This is a genomic window from Mycolicibacterium aichiense, from assembly GCF_010726245.1.
Taxonomy (GTDB): Bacteria; Actinomycetota; Actinomycetes; order Mycobacteriales; family Mycobacteriaceae; genus Mycobacterium; species Mycobacterium aichiense.
Window position 1 is genome coordinate 15,228 of sequence record NZ_AP022561.1, and the last position, 15,918, is coordinate 31,145.

At 66.5% G+C, this 15,918-nt stretch carries 12 protein-coding genes; 5 read left to right on the forward strand and 7 right to left on the reverse strand.

Going from position 1 to position 15,918, the window contains the following annotated elements:
- Positions 1 to 17: 17 nt before the first annotated feature.
- From G6N32_RS00085 to G6N32_RS00100, 4 genes are all read right to left on the reverse strand, one after another.
- Entirely contained in the window at positions 18 to 512 is a 495-nt protein-coding gene (locus tag G6N32_RS00085; RefSeq protein WP_115317896.1) for a TspO/MBR family protein, read from the reverse strand.
- A gap of 220 nt (positions 513 to 732) precedes the next feature.
- Positions 733 to 2,454 (reverse strand): glycerol-3-phosphate dehydrogenase/oxidase, encoded by a 1,722-nt coding sequence (locus tag G6N32_RS00090; RefSeq protein WP_115317895.1) that lies wholly within the window; start codon positions 2,452 to 2,454, stop codon positions 733 to 735.
- 44 nt (positions 2,455 to 2,498) lie between these two features.
- Positions 2,499 to 4,016, reverse strand: coding sequence for a glycerol kinase GlpK (gene glpK, locus G6N32_RS00095; protein WP_115317894.1), 1,518 nt, complete (start codon positions 4,014 to 4,016; stop codon positions 2,499 to 2,501).
- A 51-nt stretch (positions 4,017 to 4,067) separates the two neighbouring features.
- Positions 4,068 to 4,901: an MIP/aquaporin family protein gene (locus G6N32_RS00100; protein ID WP_115317893.1), complete on the reverse strand. Its 834-nt coding sequence runs from the start codon at positions 4,899 to 4,901 to the stop codon at positions 4,068 to 4,070.
- 170 nt (positions 4,902 to 5,071) lie between these two features.
- Between G6N32_RS00100 and G6N32_RS00105 the strand changes: the two genes are divergently transcribed.
- Complete coding sequence (locus G6N32_RS00105) at positions 5,072 to 5,833, forward strand: IclR family transcriptional regulator (protein ID WP_115317892.1); 762 nt, start codon at positions 5,072 to 5,074, stop codon at positions 5,831 to 5,833.
- The gene (gene glpK / locus G6N32_RS00110) at positions 5,830 to 7,326 is read left to right on the forward strand and encodes a glycerol kinase GlpK (RefSeq protein ID WP_115317891.1); all 1,497 of its coding nucleotides are present in this window, start codon (positions 5,830 to 5,832) and stop codon (positions 7,324 to 7,326) included. Before G6N32_RS00105 ends, glpK (G6N32_RS00110) begins: the two co-directional genes overlap by 4 nt.
- On the opposite strand, the gene G6N32_RS00115 is transcribed toward glpK (G6N32_RS00110), so the two are convergent.
- Both G6N32_RS00115 and G6N32_RS00120 read right to left on the reverse strand, forming a co-directional pair.
- The gene (locus G6N32_RS00115; protein WP_115317890.1) at positions 7,327 to 9,465 is read right to left on the reverse strand and encodes a DNA gyrase subunit A; all 2,139 of its coding nucleotides are present in this window, start codon (positions 9,463 to 9,465) and stop codon (positions 7,327 to 7,329) included.
- 9 nt (positions 9,466 to 9,474) lie between these two features.
- Complete coding sequence (locus G6N32_RS00120; protein WP_115317889.1) at positions 9,475 to 11,508, reverse strand: toprim domain-containing protein; 2,034 nt, start codon at positions 11,506 to 11,508, stop codon at positions 9,475 to 9,477.
- A gap of 189 nt (positions 11,509 to 11,697) precedes the next feature.
- Here G6N32_RS00120 and G6N32_RS00125 point away from each other — a divergent pair, with 189 nt between their 5' ends.
- Both G6N32_RS00125 and G6N32_RS00130 read left to right on the forward strand, forming a co-directional pair.
- A complete protein-coding gene (locus tag G6N32_RS00125; RefSeq protein WP_115318942.1) occupies positions 11,698 to 12,135 on the forward strand; it encodes a MarR family winged helix-turn-helix transcriptional regulator in 438 nt (145 codons plus the stop codon).
- A gap of 122 nt (positions 12,136 to 12,257) precedes the next feature.
- Positions 12,258 to 12,605, forward strand: coding sequence for a DoxX family protein (locus G6N32_RS00130; protein ID WP_232077848.1), 348 nt, complete (start codon positions 12,258 to 12,260; stop codon positions 12,603 to 12,605).
- Between the two features lie 9 nt (positions 12,606 to 12,614).
- Here G6N32_RS00130 and G6N32_RS00135 read toward each other — a convergent pair whose 3' ends face one another.
- Positions 12,615 to 13,886 (reverse strand): NAD(P)/FAD-dependent oxidoreductase, encoded by a 1,272-nt coding sequence (locus G6N32_RS00135; RefSeq protein ID WP_115317888.1) that lies wholly within the window; start codon positions 13,884 to 13,886, stop codon positions 12,615 to 12,617.
- Between the two features lie 334 nt (positions 13,887 to 14,220).
- Between G6N32_RS00135 and G6N32_RS00140 the strand changes: the two genes are divergently transcribed.
- Positions 14,221 to 15,915 carry an NAD(P)/FAD-dependent oxidoreductase gene (locus G6N32_RS00140; RefSeq protein WP_115317887.1) on the forward strand — a complete coding sequence of 565 codons (1,695 nt, stop codon included), beginning with the start codon at positions 14,221 to 14,223 and terminating at the stop codon, positions 15,913 to 15,915.
- The last annotated feature ends 3 nt before the right edge of the window (positions 15,916 to 15,918 follow it).

The following is a 15,918-nucleotide window of genomic DNA, read 5'->3' on the forward strand; positions in this document are numbered from 1 at the left end:
CGTCATCCCGAGACTGGTCAGCTGTTCAGCGACCACACCGAGTAGTTCAGGACCGTCGCGAAGAGGCTCCACGCGAAGTACGGAATGAGCAGCGCGGCCGCCGTGCGGTTGGCCTTCCAGAACAGCGCAAGGGTCGCGGCCAGGACCACGTCGAGCAGCACGATGTCCACGAGCGCCACACCACGCCAGCCGAGGCCGAAGAACAACGGTGACCAAACCAGATTCAGGACCAGTTGCGCGGCGTACAGGATGATCGCCGGGTTACCGAATCGGGGGTCGGCCCGCCACACGAGCCAGGCGGCGATCGCCATCAGCGCGTACAAGACGGTCCACACCGGTCCGAAAACGTTGGGCGGCGGCGCCCAATCGGGTTGTGCAAGCCGTCCGTACTGGCTCGCGGCACTAGCAGAGGCAAGCCCGCCCAGGGCGGCCACCGCGGCGACCGCGACGAGCGATGCGACCAGCGCGGGGATATGCCGTGAGCGCGCCGTGGCCGGGATCTCCGAGGTCATCTGCGTCCATTTCTGTCGGAAGCGTTAGCTCCACACAAGGTATCTGTCGGCGGGTACGTCATCTGGCGACGTTGTCGCCGCCGAACTGCCGGGCCCTGTCTGCCCCACGTCGGGCCAGGCTACGAAACGGACACGGCGTTGTCCAACAGCAGGTCAACCGCGATCCCTACCGGCACCCTCGCGGCCTACATCGTCGCCACTACGGCGGTCGCTCGGGCCGTTACCCGACTGGCACGATGTCGGCGGCCCCGAGCCGTGCACCATCGGCTGTCTCGTCGTCGGGCATCGACTGACTTTCCCGCTCGGCGGCGACCCGCGCCAGATAGTGTGCGACCTCCCGGGCCTTCTGTTCGTCAGACCAACCCAGCACCGGCGCCATCAAATCGGCGACCTCCGAGCAGGATTCGGTTCCCCGGTCGAAGGTCTCGATCGAGATCCTGGTCCGGCGGCACAACACGTCGTCGAGGTGCAGCGCCCCTTCGTGGGTGGTGCCGTACACGACCTCGGCACGTAGGTAGTCGTCGGCGGCCGGCAGCGGGACGCCCAATGACGGATCATCTCGGATCAAGGCCAACACTTCGCCAATCATTGAGCCGTACCTGTTCAGCAGCCGAGCGATGCGCGACTCGTTCAGTCCGGATTCGGCCGCGAGCTGGGTCCGTGCGTTCCACATCGCCCGGAAGCCTTCGGCTCCGAGCAGTGGTACGTCGTCGGTGATGCAGACGGGGATTTTGCGGTCGAAGGTCTCACCCAGGCCGTGGACGGCCTCGTCGACCGCGTCCTTGGCCATCACCCGATAGGTGGTGTACTTGCCGCCCGCGATCACCACCAGACCCGGAACACTATGTGCCACCGCGTGTTCGCGCGACAATGCGGAGGTATCGGCGCTCTCGCCGGCCAGCAACGGACGCAGTCCCGCGAAGACCCCCTCGACGTCGGCTTCGGTCAGCGGCACTCGCAGCACGGAATTCACCTGGTCGAGCAGGTAGCGGATGTCACGCTGGCTGGCCGCGGGATGGGCTTTGTCCAGCGACCAGTCGGTGTCCGTGGTGCCGATGATCCAATGCCGGCCCCACGGGATGACGAACAGGACCGACTTGTCCGTTCGCAGAATGATGCCACTCGACGACCGGATGCGGTCGCGCGGCACCACGAGGTGGATGCCCTTGCTCGAGCGCACATGGAACTGTCCGCGCTCGTTGGCCAGTGTCTGCGTATCGTCGGTCCACACCCCGGTCGCGTTGATCACCTGCCGCGCCCGAATCATGTACTGGCGGTTGGATTCCAGGTCCACCACCCGGGCACCGGTGACTCGCTCTCCCTCGCGCAGCAGGTCGACGACCCGCGTGCGCGTCGCGATCCTCGCGCCGTAGGCGGCTGCCGTGCGGGCGATGGTCATCGTGTGCCGGGCATCGTCGACCTGCGCGTCGTAATACTGAAGAGCACCCACGAGTGCCTCCTTGTTCAGCGACGGCGCAACTCGCAGCGCACCGCGACGCGTCAGGTGCCGGTGCAGGGGGACGCCGGCACCGTGCCCGGATGCCTTCGACATCGCGTCATACAGCGCCAGGCCGGCTCCCAGATAGACCCGTTCCCACGCCCGATGCTTGAGCGGGTAGAGGAATTTGACCGGCCGCACCAGGTGCGGCGCCAACTTCTCCAGCATCAGCCCACGCTCGGAAAGCGCCTCGGCGACCAGCCCGAAGTCGAGCATCTCCAGATAGCGCAGCCCTCCGTGGATCAGTTTGCTGGAGCGGCTGGACGTCCCGGAGGCGAGGTCGCGCGCCTCAACCAAGCCGGTCCGAAGGCCGCGGGTAGCGGCATCCAGCGCGGCGCCGGCACCGACCACGCCGCCGCCGATGATCAAGATGTCCACCGGCGTCTCGGACATATCGGCTAGTGCGGTCTCGCGGTTGAGCGGAGACAACGGGAATGATTCCATGTCACTTGACCTTTCGAGGTTGGGGAGGTCGGTGCACTGCCGGCTCAGCCGACGTCGACCCAGTCGAGCGTGCGCTGGACGGCCTTGCGCCACTGGGCGTGGCCGGCTCGGCGCTGCTCGTCGGACCAGGTCGGATTCCAGCGCTTGTCCTCGAGCCAGTTCTTGCGCAGCTCGTCGGTGTCCTTCCAGAAGCCGACCGCCAGACCCGCCGCGTAGGCGGCGCCGAGCGCGGTGGTCTCGGCGACCACCGGCTTGACCACGTCGACGCCGAGGACATCCGCCTGGATCTGCATGCACAAGTTGTTGGCGGTGATGCCGCCGTCGACCTTGAGCACCTCGAGGTGGACCCCCGAGTCGGCTTCCATCGCCTCGACGACGTCGCGGCTCTGGTAGCAGATCGCCTCCAACGTCGCGCGCGCCACGTGGGCATTGGTGTTGAACCGTGACAGACCGACGATCGCGCCCCGGGCATCCGAGCGCCAGTGGGGCGCGAACAGGCCGGAGAACGCCGGCACGAAGTACACCCCGCCGTTGTCTTCGACCTGACGGGCCAAGACCTCTGATTGTGCTGCGCCGCTGATGATTCCGAGCTGGTCACGCAGCCACTGCACAGCGGAACCGGTGACGGCGATCGAGCCTTCCAGGGCGTAAACCGCCTCGGTGTCGCCGAACTTGTAGGCGACCGTGGTCAGCAGGCCCGCTGAGGAGCGCACGATGTCGTTGCCGGTGTTGATCAACATGAAATTGCCGGTGCCGTAGGTGTTCTTGGCCTCACCGGGTGCGAAGCACACCTGGCCGACGGTGGCGGCCTGCTGATCGCCGAGCGCGCCGGTCAGCGGCACCTCGCCGCCCAGTGGTCCGTCGGCCAGGGTGATGCCGTACGGCTCGGGTGAGGACGACGGCACGATCTCGGGCAGCATCTGACGCGGAATCCCGAAGAGCGCCAGAAGTTCGTCGTCCCAGTCCAGGGTTTCCAGGTTCATCAGCATGGTGCGACTGGCATTGGTCACGTCGGTCACGTGGACGCCACCGTGGCTACCACCGGTCAGCCGCCATAGCAGCCAGCTGTCGGTGTTGCCGAACAGCGCATCCCCGCGCTCGGCGGCCTCCCGCACGCCGTCGACGTTGTCGAGAATCCACTTGATCTTGCCGCCGGAGAAGTAGGTCGCCGGCGGCAGACCGGCCTTGTGCCGGATGGTTTCGCCGTGGCCCGCTGCCTCCAGCGCACTGGCGATGCGGTCGGTGCGGGTGTCCTGCCAGACGATGGCGTTGTAGTACGGCCGACCGGTCCGCTTGTTCCACACCACGGTCGTCTCACGCTGGTTGGTGATGCCCAGTGCGGCGAGGTCGCTGCTGACCAGCCCGGCCTTGCCGAGCGCGGTCTGGATGACCGAGGAGGTGCGCTCCCAGATCTCGACCGGATTGTGCTCCACCCAGCCGGCCTGGGGCAGGATCTGCTCGTGTTCGAGTTGATGCGCGGCGATGACATTGCCGCCGTGGTCGAAGACCATGAATCGGGTGCTGGTGGTTCCTTGGTCGACGGAACCGACGAAATCGGGCATGGGATCACTCTCCTGAGGGGGTAGTGGTTGCAAACAAGATGACGAGCAGGCTCAGCGGTGGGGAACCGCGGTCGCTTCGGAGACACCGATCTCGTCGGGGCGCGCATCGTCGGGCGGCAGGAACCGCTCGATGCCGTAGACGAACAGCGCCCCGCCCAGCAATCCGCCGATGATCGGGGCGACGATCGGTAGCCAGAAGTACAACTCGGGACCGTTGGCCGAGTACATCGCGTCCTGGTAGCCGCTGATCCAGGAGGCCAGTCGGGGGCCGAAATCGCGTGCCGGGTTGATGGCGTATCCGGCGTTGGTGCCCCACGCCATGCCGATGGCGACCACCAGCAGACCGATGATCACCGGGCCCATGTTGGCCATCGGCGGGTTGTTGATCGCGCTGGTCACGGCGAATATCACCATGACCAGCAGGGCGGTGCCCACGATCTGATCGGCGAATGCGGTCGCGATCGACACGCCCTCGCCGGGCGAGGTGGAGAAGATGCCCTGCGTCGCTCGGGTGTGGCCGGGATCGACGGCGGCGATCTGGTCGGCGTAGACGAACCGCACGATCAGCGCGCCCAGGAAGGCACCCGCCATCTGTGCGCCGATGAAGGGCAACACTTTTCGTCGCTCGAAGCCGCGAAAGACGGTCAGGGCGACGGTGACCGCCGGATTCAGGTGAGCGCCGCTGATGCGCCCCGCGACGAAGACGGCCATGGTCACGCCCAGTCCCCACCCCCACGCGATCGAGTTGTGGTCGCCGGCACCGACCGACTTGGGGAATCCTCCGGCCACGACCTGTGCGACGACGCCGCAGCCGAACACGACCAGGATGGCGGTACCGAGCATCTCTCCGGACAACTCGCCGAGAAATGGATGCTTCGTCTTCATCGTTGACTCCTCTATGAGCGTTCGAGACGTCCCGGAAACGGGCACTGGATTAGTGACGTGTTCCGAACGTAAGGACCGCGTGTGACGCACATCAACCGCCGCTGTTCGACAATGTCGAACGAGGCGTGCCGTGGCCTTCGTCTCAGGTGACCGTGAAGTGAGGAGCACCCATGCCCGGTCCTATCCAGGCCATCGCCCGCGCCACCGCGATCATCGACCTGATCGAACGCAGTGACAGATCGATGCAGTTGCGCGAGATCGCCCAGGACGTCGGCTTGTCCAAGACGACCACCCACGGCATTCTGCGCACTCTGGTAGACCTCGAATACCTGGAGCAGGACCCGGACACCGGCGACTATGCGCCGGGTCCGCGGCTGTTCTCCCACGACATCGTCGAACTGGACGGCAACGACCTGCGCTCGGCGGCGATGCCGTGGGCCGACGCGCTGGCGCTGGGAACCGGGTTCGAGGTTTTGATGACGATGCTCAACGGTCAGGGGGCCGAGATCGTCCACCATGTCTTCCGGCCCGACGACAAGCGCCAGACACTGCGCGTCGGCGAACTCCTCCCGTTACACGCCACCGGGTGCGGCAAGCTGGTGCTCGCGTATTCGCCACTGCGGGAACGTCTTTTGCGCAACCTGACCCTCGATCGGCTCACCCGCCGAACGTCCATCAATCGCGCCCGACTGGCTGCTGCGGTCACGCAGATCAGGACCAGCGGGGTGGCAACCGCCGACGGGGAGTACGACCCGGACTTCGCCGACATCGCGGTTCCCGTCCACAGCCGGCGGTCAGGGGTCGCGGCGATGGCGCTACACGGCGCGCCCGAAGAACTCTTCACCCGCGACGGCAATCCCCGGCCCGACCTCCTCGAGGAGTTGCGGCATGCCGCCGCAGCGGTGGTACACGGACTCGAGTTCGCGCGGTGAGCGAACAACGCGTCGTCGCGGCGATCGACCTCGGCACGACGTCGGCGCGCTGCATGGTGTTCGATCAGCGCGGACGGATGCTCTCGATCGCCCAGCGTGAGCAACGGCAGAATTTCCCGCAGCCCGGTTGGGCTGAACAGGATGCCCTCGAGCTGTGGCGCAACGTCCGGCGGATCGTGCCGGAGGCCCTGTCGGCGGCGGGCCTGGACAAATCCCACGTTGTCGCACTCGGAATCGCCAATCAGCGTGAGACAACAGTGGTCTGGGACCGCCGCACCGGCAAGCCCGTGTCGCCGGCCATCACCTGGCAGGACACCCGGACCGGTCCGGTGGTTGACCAGATCGCCGAGCACGCCGAGGAATTCCGCCGCATCGCCGAGCTCGACCCGGCAACCTATTTCGCCGCACCCCGGCTGCGATGGCTCCTCGACAACGTCCGCGGACTCGAATCACGGGCGCGCAAGGGCGACGTCCTCTTCGGGACCCTTGAGTCGTGGTTGATCTGGAATCTCACCGGCGGGCCCAAAATGGGAGTCCACGTCACCGACGTCACCAACGCAAGCAGAACCTTGTTGATGGATCTCCATACGCTGCAATGGAGTTCGAAGCTGCTCGGGGTGTTCGACATCCCGGAGGCCATGATGCCCACCATCGTCTCCAACGAAGAGGTCTATGCCCGCTGCGCGACCGTGCTGCCCGGTGTGCCCATCGCCGCGGCGCTCGGTGACCAGCAGGCCGCGCTGTTCGGGCAGATGTGTTTCGAACCCAGCGACGCCAAATGTACATACGGCACCGGAGCCTTTCTGCTGATGAACGTGGGAACGTCCATCGTCCGGTCCACGCACGGGCTGCTGCCGACGGTGGCCTACGCCGCGCCGGGGGCTGAACCCATGTATGCCCTGGAGGGCCCGATCGCGGTGGCCGGCTCGTTGGTCCAGTGGTTCCGCGATTCACTCGGCGTCATCAACACCGCACCCCAGATCGAAACCCTGGCGCGTACCGTAGAGGACAACGGCGGCTGCTACATCGTGCCTGCGTTCTCCGGAATCTTCTCTCCCCATTGGGATTCCGAGGCGCGCGGCATCGTCGTCGGATTGACGTCGTACATCACCAGAGGACACCTGGCGCGCGCGGTACTGGAGGCAGTGGCGTGGCAGACCTGGGAGGTGGTCAACGCGATGACGATCGATTCGGGTGTTCCACTGGCGCGATTGGCGGTAGACGGTGGAATGACCTCCAACCATCTGCTCATGCAGTTCGTCGCCGACGTGCTCGACGTGCCGGTGATGCGGCCCTTCGTCTCGGAGACCGTGTCGTTGGGCGCCGCCTATGCGGCCGGGCTCGCGGTCGGATACTGGCCCGACCGCGCCGCTCTGCGCGCTAACCGGCACATCGCAGCGGCGTGGTACCCGGACATGGACGCCCGTATCCGCCGACTCGAGGCCGCCGGGTGGCGCTCGGCGGTCGCGCGAGCGCTGACCACCGAAACGTGATCAGTCCGCCGGTGTCACGTCCGTCCCGGACCCCTTGATCGACGCCTTCGCGCGACTCTCCGCGCGCACCGCTCGCTTGCCCCGCACGTACCCGGTCGCCGAGATCGACGCCGACAGCAGGGCGTCCTCGCCCTTCACGAATGGATGGAAACCGACGCCGGCCCCGCCTCGGCCCTTCACCGGGATGTCAGCGACTTCAGTTACCTTCCAACTCTTTTCCGATGTCGACAGAATGGCTTCGCCGTTACCGCACGACACCGGCAAGGCGGCGATCACCTGGTCGCCGTCGCCGGCCAGCTTGATCCCGGCCACACCGTTGCCCGCGGCGCCCTGCGGATTCACCGCGGCCGGGTCGATCCGCAGCACCTTTCCTCGCCGGGTCACCAGCGCCAGGTGGTAGCCCGACGGGAGCACGCCCGAGCACAGCAGCCCGGTGATGTCCGGTGCCACCGGAATGTCGCGGGTCTTGTAGGGCAGCCCGTTGCCGGTGGTGAATTTCACCCGCCCGTCGGTCCACACCGCCCAGCCGAGGCCGGAGGTGAGCAGCTCCCCGTGACTGTCGGAGAAGACCCCACGATCGTCCAATCGCCAGGCGGTATTCATCTTTCGCTCGCGAGGACCGTCGTCGTCTGCGGTCGAGGTCACCGGGGTGGCCTCGGCATCGAGGACGGTACGACGGTCGAACTCCGGGCCCTTGAACAGCTTCGCAGTCTCGACGAGTTCGGAATCGATGACCTTGCGGCGGGCGTCGGGATCCGACACCAGCTCGGTCAGCGCCGCGAACTCGGCATCGAGCTTCTCCGCTTCGGCACGCAGCTCGATGACGTCGAGCTTGGTGAGGCGGCGAAGCTGGAGGGCCAGAACGTAATCGGCCTGGACCGCATCGATCGCGAACCGCTCCTGCAGTCCCTGACGCGCCTCGTCGACAGTGTCGGAGCCGCGAATGACCGCGACCGCGGCGTCGATGTCCAGGTGGATCGTCATCAACCCGGCTACCAGGTGCCGGCGTGCGGTGACCTTCTCCAGCCGATATTCGCTGCGGTGCAGCACCACCGAGTCACGCAGATGCAGGAAAGCCGATATCAGTTCGCGCACTGACCACCAGCGTGGCACCCGGTTCTCGTCGAGGGCGACCAGGCTGGCGGCGAACGTCGACTCCAGCGGAGTCAGGGCCAGCAGCTGTTCGCGGATGTCCTCGGCGCTGTGGCCGCGCTTGGCGGTCACCACGATGCGCAGTCCGTTCCGGCGATCTGTCAGGTCCGACATGTCTGCCACACCGGACATCTCGCCCGACTCGACCAGAGCCCGAATCCGTTCCTGCACAGTGCTACTCGCGACACCGGGTGGAAGTTCGGTGATGACGCAGTTCTTACCGTCCACGCTGATCGTGCCGCGCACCGTGAACGCACCCCGGCCGGTGGTGATGTATTCCCGCAGTCCGGCGGTACCGACCACGGTGGCGCCGCATCCCCAGTCGGGTCCGGGGATGAGTTTGACCAACCTGTCGTCGGTCATGTTGGGAGTCTTCAACAATGCACGGCAGGCGGCCATGATCTCGCGGGGATTGTGCGCGGGCACCTTCGTGGCCCACCCCTCGGCGATGCCGACGGCACCGTTGCACAGCAGCACCGGCCACTGGGCGGGCAGCATCGTCGGTTCGGTCCACTCACCGTCGAACGTCGCCACCATCGGTACCGCGTGGTCGTCGAGTTCCGCGGTCAGCGCCGCGCCGGGCGCCGACAAGCGCATTTCGGTGTAGCGATCGGCGGCGGGGATGTCACCCTGGATGCGGGGGAAGGCACCTTGTCCGTCAATGACTTTCACGCGTTGGAACTCAGCCGCCATCAGCGCCGCGGCACCGTACATCGACGCACCACCGTGGGGATGCAGGTTCCCGGTGACGGCCGAACATACCTTGGAGGACTTCTGCGGCTTGTTGCCGGGCAGCAGCCTCGAGTCGTGCATCTGATAGAGCAGACGTCGCTGGCCCGGCTTCAGCCCGTCGAACGCCGACGGGATGGCGCGGTCGCTGACGCTGTAAAGCGCGAACGTCAGCTGGTAGTGGTTCCAGTACTCGTCGGCACTTTGGTCGAGTACAAGGTCGGCGTTCTGCTCTGGGATGTCCAGGGTGGCGGTCACGTGATACTCCTAGTCGAGGTCCAGCGCGGAGGTGTCGACACGGGCAGCCACATCGGCCATCCACGTGCGCCGGCCCTCGGGCGGTCCGCCGAACAACGTGTGGTGCAACTTCTTCTCGTCGTCATCGAGATGAACCCGAATCACTGTGCGCCGGGCAGGATCGAGCACGGTGTTCCAGAAGTCGTCGGCGTCCATCTCGCCGAGACCCTTGTTGCGCTGCACTTCCACGCGCTTCTTGGAGGTGTCCTTCAGCTTCGCGACAGCGGCATCGCGCTCGGATTCGTCCTGGCAGTAGATCCGCTCATCGCCGTTCTTCACCACGAACAGGGGAGGCAACGTCACGTAGACCATGCCGGCCTCGACGAGCGGGCGGTAGAAGTCCAGGAACATCGAGATCAGGCTCGAGTTGATGTTGCCGCCGTCGGGGTCGGCGTCGGAGGCGAACAGGATCCGGTCATAGCGGCATTGCTCGGGGTCGCAGTTGTCCCGAACCCCGCATCCCAGAATGCGTTCGATGGAATCGAACTCGTCCTTGGCCCTGGCTTTGCTCAAGGCGAACCCATAGACGTTGGGCGGCTTGCCTTTCAGCGGGAACGCGGCCTGGAAGGTCGCGTCACGCGCAGCTTTGATGGTGCCCAGCGCCGAGTCGCCCTCGCACAGGAACAGCTCTGCCCCGGAGCCCCGCCCGGTTTCCCTGCTGGGCAGCAGTTTCGGGGGTAGCGAAAGGTTGGTGCCCAGTCCTTTGGCTTTCGATGCCGCACGGGATCGGGCTTTGGCGCCTTCGGCACTGCGCCGCGCCCTGGCGAATTCGAGCGCCAGCTTCGTCCACAGCGACACCGCGTCGCCGTTGGCCGGGTTGGCCGCCCACACCGTGACACTGCGCGCCACGTCCGGGGCCATCGCCAGGTTCAGCGATCGAGACGACACCGCCGTCTTGGCTTGGGAATCCCATGACACGTCGGGGGCGCGGGTGTCGACGGCCAGTGCGGTGACCGCCGCGAAATCCTGTGGCTCCGGGCCTTCTTCGCCCTTGGCCAGGCCCAGGTCGCGGATGCGGGATGCGCGGTCGGCCAGTGCTTCGGACACCCCTTTCATCGCCGCCGTCAGGTGCGACCCGCCGCCCGGGGTGCGCACGGTGTTGCAGAACGCGGCCACTGTCGCCGGCTCGGCAGGGCCCGCCGTCAGCGACCACCGGAACGGTGTCGGGCCACGGCTGGTGGTGTATTCGCCCCGGCCCTCCACGACAGCCCGCACGGCGGGTGCCGGAGTGTCGGCGGCGGTGCACATGAGGTCGAGCAATGTGTCGCTGCCCCAAGGACCGTCGAACGGCGCGAGCAGGGCAGGCGGTATCTCCTCGCCGGGCCACCCTTCGTCGACGACGATCAAGTGCACACCGGGCGACATCCGCGCTGCCGCGTGAGCGCGCAGCAGGACCTCGCCGATGTCGACTCGGGAATCCGGCACGACGGCCGAATCGAACAGGATGCGCACCTCGGTGCCCTGAGCGTCGGGCTTGCGGTTGCTGGTGCCGCGAAGTTTCTGGGTGTCGGAGCGGGTGAACGGGGCATCGGGGTCGAAGTCGGTGCCCTCGAATACGCCGGGATAGCCCCTGCCAAAGCTCTGCAGGTAGGTCTTTCCGGCCCGGCGTACCGAGACGTCGGTGCGCGCGGAGATAAAGACGGCTGCGGCCGCGCCGATTCCGTTCAGGCCGGCCCCGGTGCTGGTGGCGTCGGTGTGCGCGGAGAACTTTCCACCGGCCCGCGCGGTGCCCAGCGTCTTGACGATGCCGTTCTTCCCGGTCGTCGGGTCGGTGTCGATGGGCAGCCCGCGCCCGTCGTCGGCAACGCTGACCGACCCGTCGGCGTGCAGCGTGATGGTGACGCGGGACCCGCCGTGGCTGGGATCAGCCACCTCTTCCACCGCGTTGTCGATCAGCTCCCGCAATGCGGTGTTCAGTACGTCGAGACCGAGGTTGACCGCCGGCCGAAGGCGTGTGTGCTGGACATCGTCGAGCTCGGTGATGTCAGCGGCGGTGTAGCTCACGTCTGGCCCTTTCCCTTGAATGCATCGCCGCTGGAATCGTAAGCGGCCGGTACGACTTTCTCGTGCAGCCGCAAGGGTGGCCGTGCTTACAGCCCGACATCAGCACAGGTCACGAGCATATTGAGGCGGCGCGTCCACGCGAATAGGGTGGATTGTGCGCAATTAGATTGTGTACGATACGGTGTGGGCGTGCCCGGTCCGCGTCTTGATGAACAACTGTGCTTCGCGCTGTACTCGGCGTCGCGCGCGGTCACTGCCGCCTACCGCCCGATGCTGGACGAACTGGACCTGACCTACCCGCAGTACCTGGTACTGCTGGTGCTCTGGGAAGAAGAACCGTGCACGGTGAGCCATCTCGGCGACCGGCTCCATCTCGATTCGGGCACCCTGTCGCCGCTGCTCAAACGGCTCGAATCGGGCGGTTTCGTGCGCCGGCAACGCAGCACGACCGACGAGCGCCGCGTCGAGATCACCCTCACGGCCAAGGGGCGTGCCCTCGAAGAGCGGGCGGCCTGCATTCCGGACCGGCTGTTGGGCTCCAACGACTCGGCTGCAGCGGATCTCGCGGCGTTGCGCGAGGCGCTGCACCTGATCACCGCGGACCTGCACGCCCGCACCACCAACTGACTTCTCCGACCCGAATCCGACGAAAGGCTTGACCCGTGTCCGTAGTGCCTCTGTCCGAACTGCCTCCACCTCCGCCGACCACCCGGGCGCGGACGATCGCCCGCCTCGTTCTCGCCGGCGCGATGATCTTCGCCGGATTCAGCCACTTGTTCTGGGCCCGTGAGGAATTCCAGGCTCAGGTCCCGCGCTGGGTGCCGATGGACGCCGACGGTGTCGTGATGGCCTCCGGAGGTGTCGAGATCACGCTGGGTGTGGGGCTGGCCCTACTGAACCGGGACCGTGTGCTGGTGGGCAGGCTACTGGCGGCGTTCTTCATCCTGATCTTCCCGGGCAACATCGCGCAATACGTCAACCACGCGGACGGCTTCGGACTCAACAGCGACACCAGCCGCTTCGTCAGGCTCCTGTTCCAACCGGTGCTCATCGCGTGGGCGCTGTGGGCGACGGGAATCCCGCGCGCCAAGCGCTGACGGCGGGGGTCAGGTGTTGGCACCGCTGCGGCGGGCCATGATCGCCTCGGCGACTCGGCGCCCGCTCACCAGCGCACCCTGAATCGACGCCGTGTCTCGGTGGTCACCGCACAACCACAGGCCGTCCGGACTGCGCACGGGGCGCCGAACCACCAGGGGAGCGGGCTGGGCCGGTAATGCATCCGGAACCTCGTGCCGGACAACCAATGTCCATGTCGATGGGTCCAGACCGAGTATGTCGGCGGCGTGCCGACGCAGCACTTCCTCGGGCGGTGTCGGGTGCTGCGGCCCGATGAGTGCCGATGCGGCGATGAGATGCCGGCCCGGCGGCGCATAGGTGGGTGCTGCCGAGCTGATCACCGCGGTGTTGAGAACCGGTCCCGGCGGCTGGGCCCGGCCGTCGACACTCAGCATCGCCGGACCGGGCGCCAGGTCGTCCGCGGCCCACCAGTCGGTCACCACCCCCTTCATCGCCGGCGGGGGTGCGCCCGTCAGGACGCTGCTCGCGGGCGCATCGGCTGCTACGACAACCTCACGGGCCCGTACAGTCCTGTCGCCGGCGGCGACCGTCCAGTCGGATCCGGTACGCGAGATTCGAGTCACCTTGTGTTGCAGGTGAATCCGATCTGAGACGGGTGTGGCGAGCAACTCGGGCAACGCTTGCATGCCACCAGCGGGCAGACCCGGAACGCCGACCGCAAACATCCGGGTCAGCAGCAGAGCGAAGGCGTTCGATGTCGAGCCGGTGTCGTCGAGGAGCACTCCCGCCAGGAAGCGGTCGAGAACGCGACGGGCGATGCCGTCGACTCGGCAGTGATCAAGAGCGGCCCGAAGATCCGTGTCGTGGTGCGCCGCCGCGAGAACGCCCGGACGTAGAGCAGGAGCAGCCCATCGCAGCAGGGCCGCCACCTGACGCGGCGACAGGCCGCCGCGCATCAGCATGCGCGGCACTTCACGCGGCTGACGCAGCGGATGCACCCACTTCACGCGGTCGCGGTCCCGGCGGACGAACACACCCGCGTCGAACGGCTGCAGGCCCAGGTCGCGGACCGCGACCGCTCCTCGGAGTGCCGGATAGGCGGGATTGAGTACCTGAAACCCGCGGTCGCAGCGAAACCCATCGACGACGTCGGTGCGGATGCGCCCACCCACGCGGTCCTCGGCCTCCCATACCGCCACCTCGTACCCACGCTCTGCAAGTACAACCGCGCACCGCAAACCCGCCAGACCGGCCCCGATCACCAGTACGTCGCAGTCCTCGACTCCGCCGTGCTCACTCATGCGGTGTGTATATCCCATCCGGTCTGCCTGACGCGGGCCGCGGACATTCTCGACGCAGACGTCAGCAATCGGTAATGGCGCTCGACATGACACCCCCGCCGCCGCTGTGATTCGCTCGAACCAGCGCTTCGTCAATGTGTGGCGTCGCGATGCAATGTGCGATCCGGTGCCACGACGTTGCCTATCGTAAGAGCGCCGCCATGCGTACCCGTCAAATGTGCGGGGTACCCATCGGCCACGACTCGAGGGAGGTCACCGGGTGGATGCCCAAGCGCAGGTCTCGCAACTGAGTCGGGAACGCCGTGAGGCCCTCGCTCGGCGCATCCGGTCTCGGATGTCCCAGGCTGACGGGCCGTCCGCCGATCACGATGTGACCGTTGTGGGCGGCGGCGCTGCGGCTCTGACCCTGGCGCTGGAACTCCGCAGGGCGCGGCCGACCACGCGAGTCCAGGTGATCGAACCGCACGTCCACCCCGTCCCGGAGATGACCCACACGGTGGGGGAGTCGACCGTCGAGGTGTCGGCTCACTACCTGCGCGACCGACTCGGCCTCGGCGATCACCTGAGCACCGCGCAGATCCGCAAGATGGGGTTGCGGATGTTCTTCTCCGTCGGTCACAACACCGACATCGCCCAGCGGATGGAGCTCGGCAGTTCGTCGTTCGTACCGCAGGTCACCTATCAGATCGACCGCGGGCGACTGGAGAACGAACTCAGCAGGCGTTGCCTGGCGGAGGGTGTCGAGATCACTCACGGCCGGGTCAGTGCCGTGGAACTGAGTGATGGGCGCGGGCCACACACCATTTCGGTCCAGGATGAAGAGTCCGTCACCCAGACCACGGCCCGGTGGGTGGTCGACGCGTCGGGACGCAACCGATTCCTGCCCCGCCACTTGAATATCCGGCAGGCCAACGCGCACGACTGCAACGCCGTATGGTTCCGCGTCGCAACGGAAATCGACGTCGGCCGGTGGAGCGACGACCCGGAGTGGCAAGGCCGCCTGGTCGAAGGTGACCGCGCGTTGTCCACCAATCACCTGATGGGCGAAGGCTACTGGGTCTGGCTGATCCGTCTGGCGTCTGGTGCCACCAGCGTCGGTATCGTCGCCGATCCGGCCTACCATCCGTTCGACAGCTTCAACACGCTCGCCAAGGCCACCGAGTGGCTGCGCCACCGTGAGCCCCAGTGCGCGGCCGTGGTCGACGAGCACGCAGACGACATCAAGGACTTCCGCGTCATGAAGAAGTACAGCCACGGCGCGGCACAGGTTTACGACGGCACCGCGCGCTGGTGCCTGACCGGCGACGCAGGTATTTTCCTCGACCCGCTGTACTCGTCAGGGCTGGATCTCGTCGCGATCGGCAACGGGCTGATCACCGACATGATCACCCGCGAGCTCGACGGCGATGATGTGGCCGCCCGCGCGCAGATCAGTGACACCCTCTTCCGCTCACTCACCGAGATGTGGCTTGCGGTCTACCAGGACCAGTACTCGCTGATGGGTGTGCCGAGTGTGATGTCGGCGAAGATCATCTGGGATGTCGCCTTCTACTGGGGGTTCATCGGGCTGTTGTACGTCAACGGCCGGTACGTGAGTCTCGCCGATGATCCGGGCTTCGTACCTCATCTCGACGGGCTGATCGCTCTGAGCAACCGCGTACAGAAATTCTTCCGCGAGTGGGCTGCGGTCGAAACCGGCACTCCTGCTGTGCCGTTCGTCGATCTCTACTCTCCGCTGAACTTCATGGTGACCCTGCACAAAGCGATGATGGGCCCCAGTGAGAATTTCGACGAGCAGTTCGACGCCAACGCCGACATGCTGCGCCGATTGGCCGGCCAGCTGGTCGAGACGGTTCTGGCCGAGAAGTCGGCGCTGTTCGACGACGACGACGCCATGCACCAGGTGCAGGAGTGGCAACGTGATCCGCTGCTGCACGAGCTGCGGTCCGCGTACCGCAGGCAACAGGAAGACGACCCCCTCAGCAGCGACTGGATTGTCAGTACCTCGCCTGCGCTCCAGACGAGCTGACCG

Coding starts and splice junctions, on each gene's coding strand:
- G6N32_RS00085 (WP_115317896.1), bottom strand. CDS start 512: ATGACCTCGGAGATCCCGGCCACGGCGCGCTCACGGCATATCCCCGCG.
- G6N32_RS00090 (WP_115317895.1), bottom strand. CDS start 2,454: ATGGAATCATTCCCGTTGTCTCCGCTCAACCGCGAGACCGCACTAGCC.
- G6N32_RS00140 (WP_115317887.1), top strand. CDS start 14,221: ATGTCCCAGGCTGACGGGCCGTCCGCCGATCACGATGTGACCGTTGTG.
- G6N32_RS00135 (WP_115317888.1), bottom strand. CDS start 13,886: ATGAGTGAGCACGGCGGAGTCGAGGACTGCGACGTACTGGTGATCGGG.
- G6N32_RS00105 (WP_115317892.1), top strand. CDS start 5,072: ATGCCCGGTCCTATCCAGGCCATCGCCCGCGCCACCGCGATCATCGAC.
- G6N32_RS00100 (WP_115317893.1), bottom strand. CDS start 4,901: ATGAAGACGAAGCATCCATTTCTCGGCGAGTTGTCCGGAGAGATGCTC.
- glpK (WP_115317894.1), bottom strand. CDS start 4,016: ATGCCCGATTTCGTCGGTTCCGTCGACCAAGGAACCACCAGCACCCGA.
- G6N32_RS00130 (WP_232077848.1), top strand. CDS start 12,258: ATGATCTTCGCCGGATTCAGCCACTTGTTCTGGGCCCGTGAGGAATTC.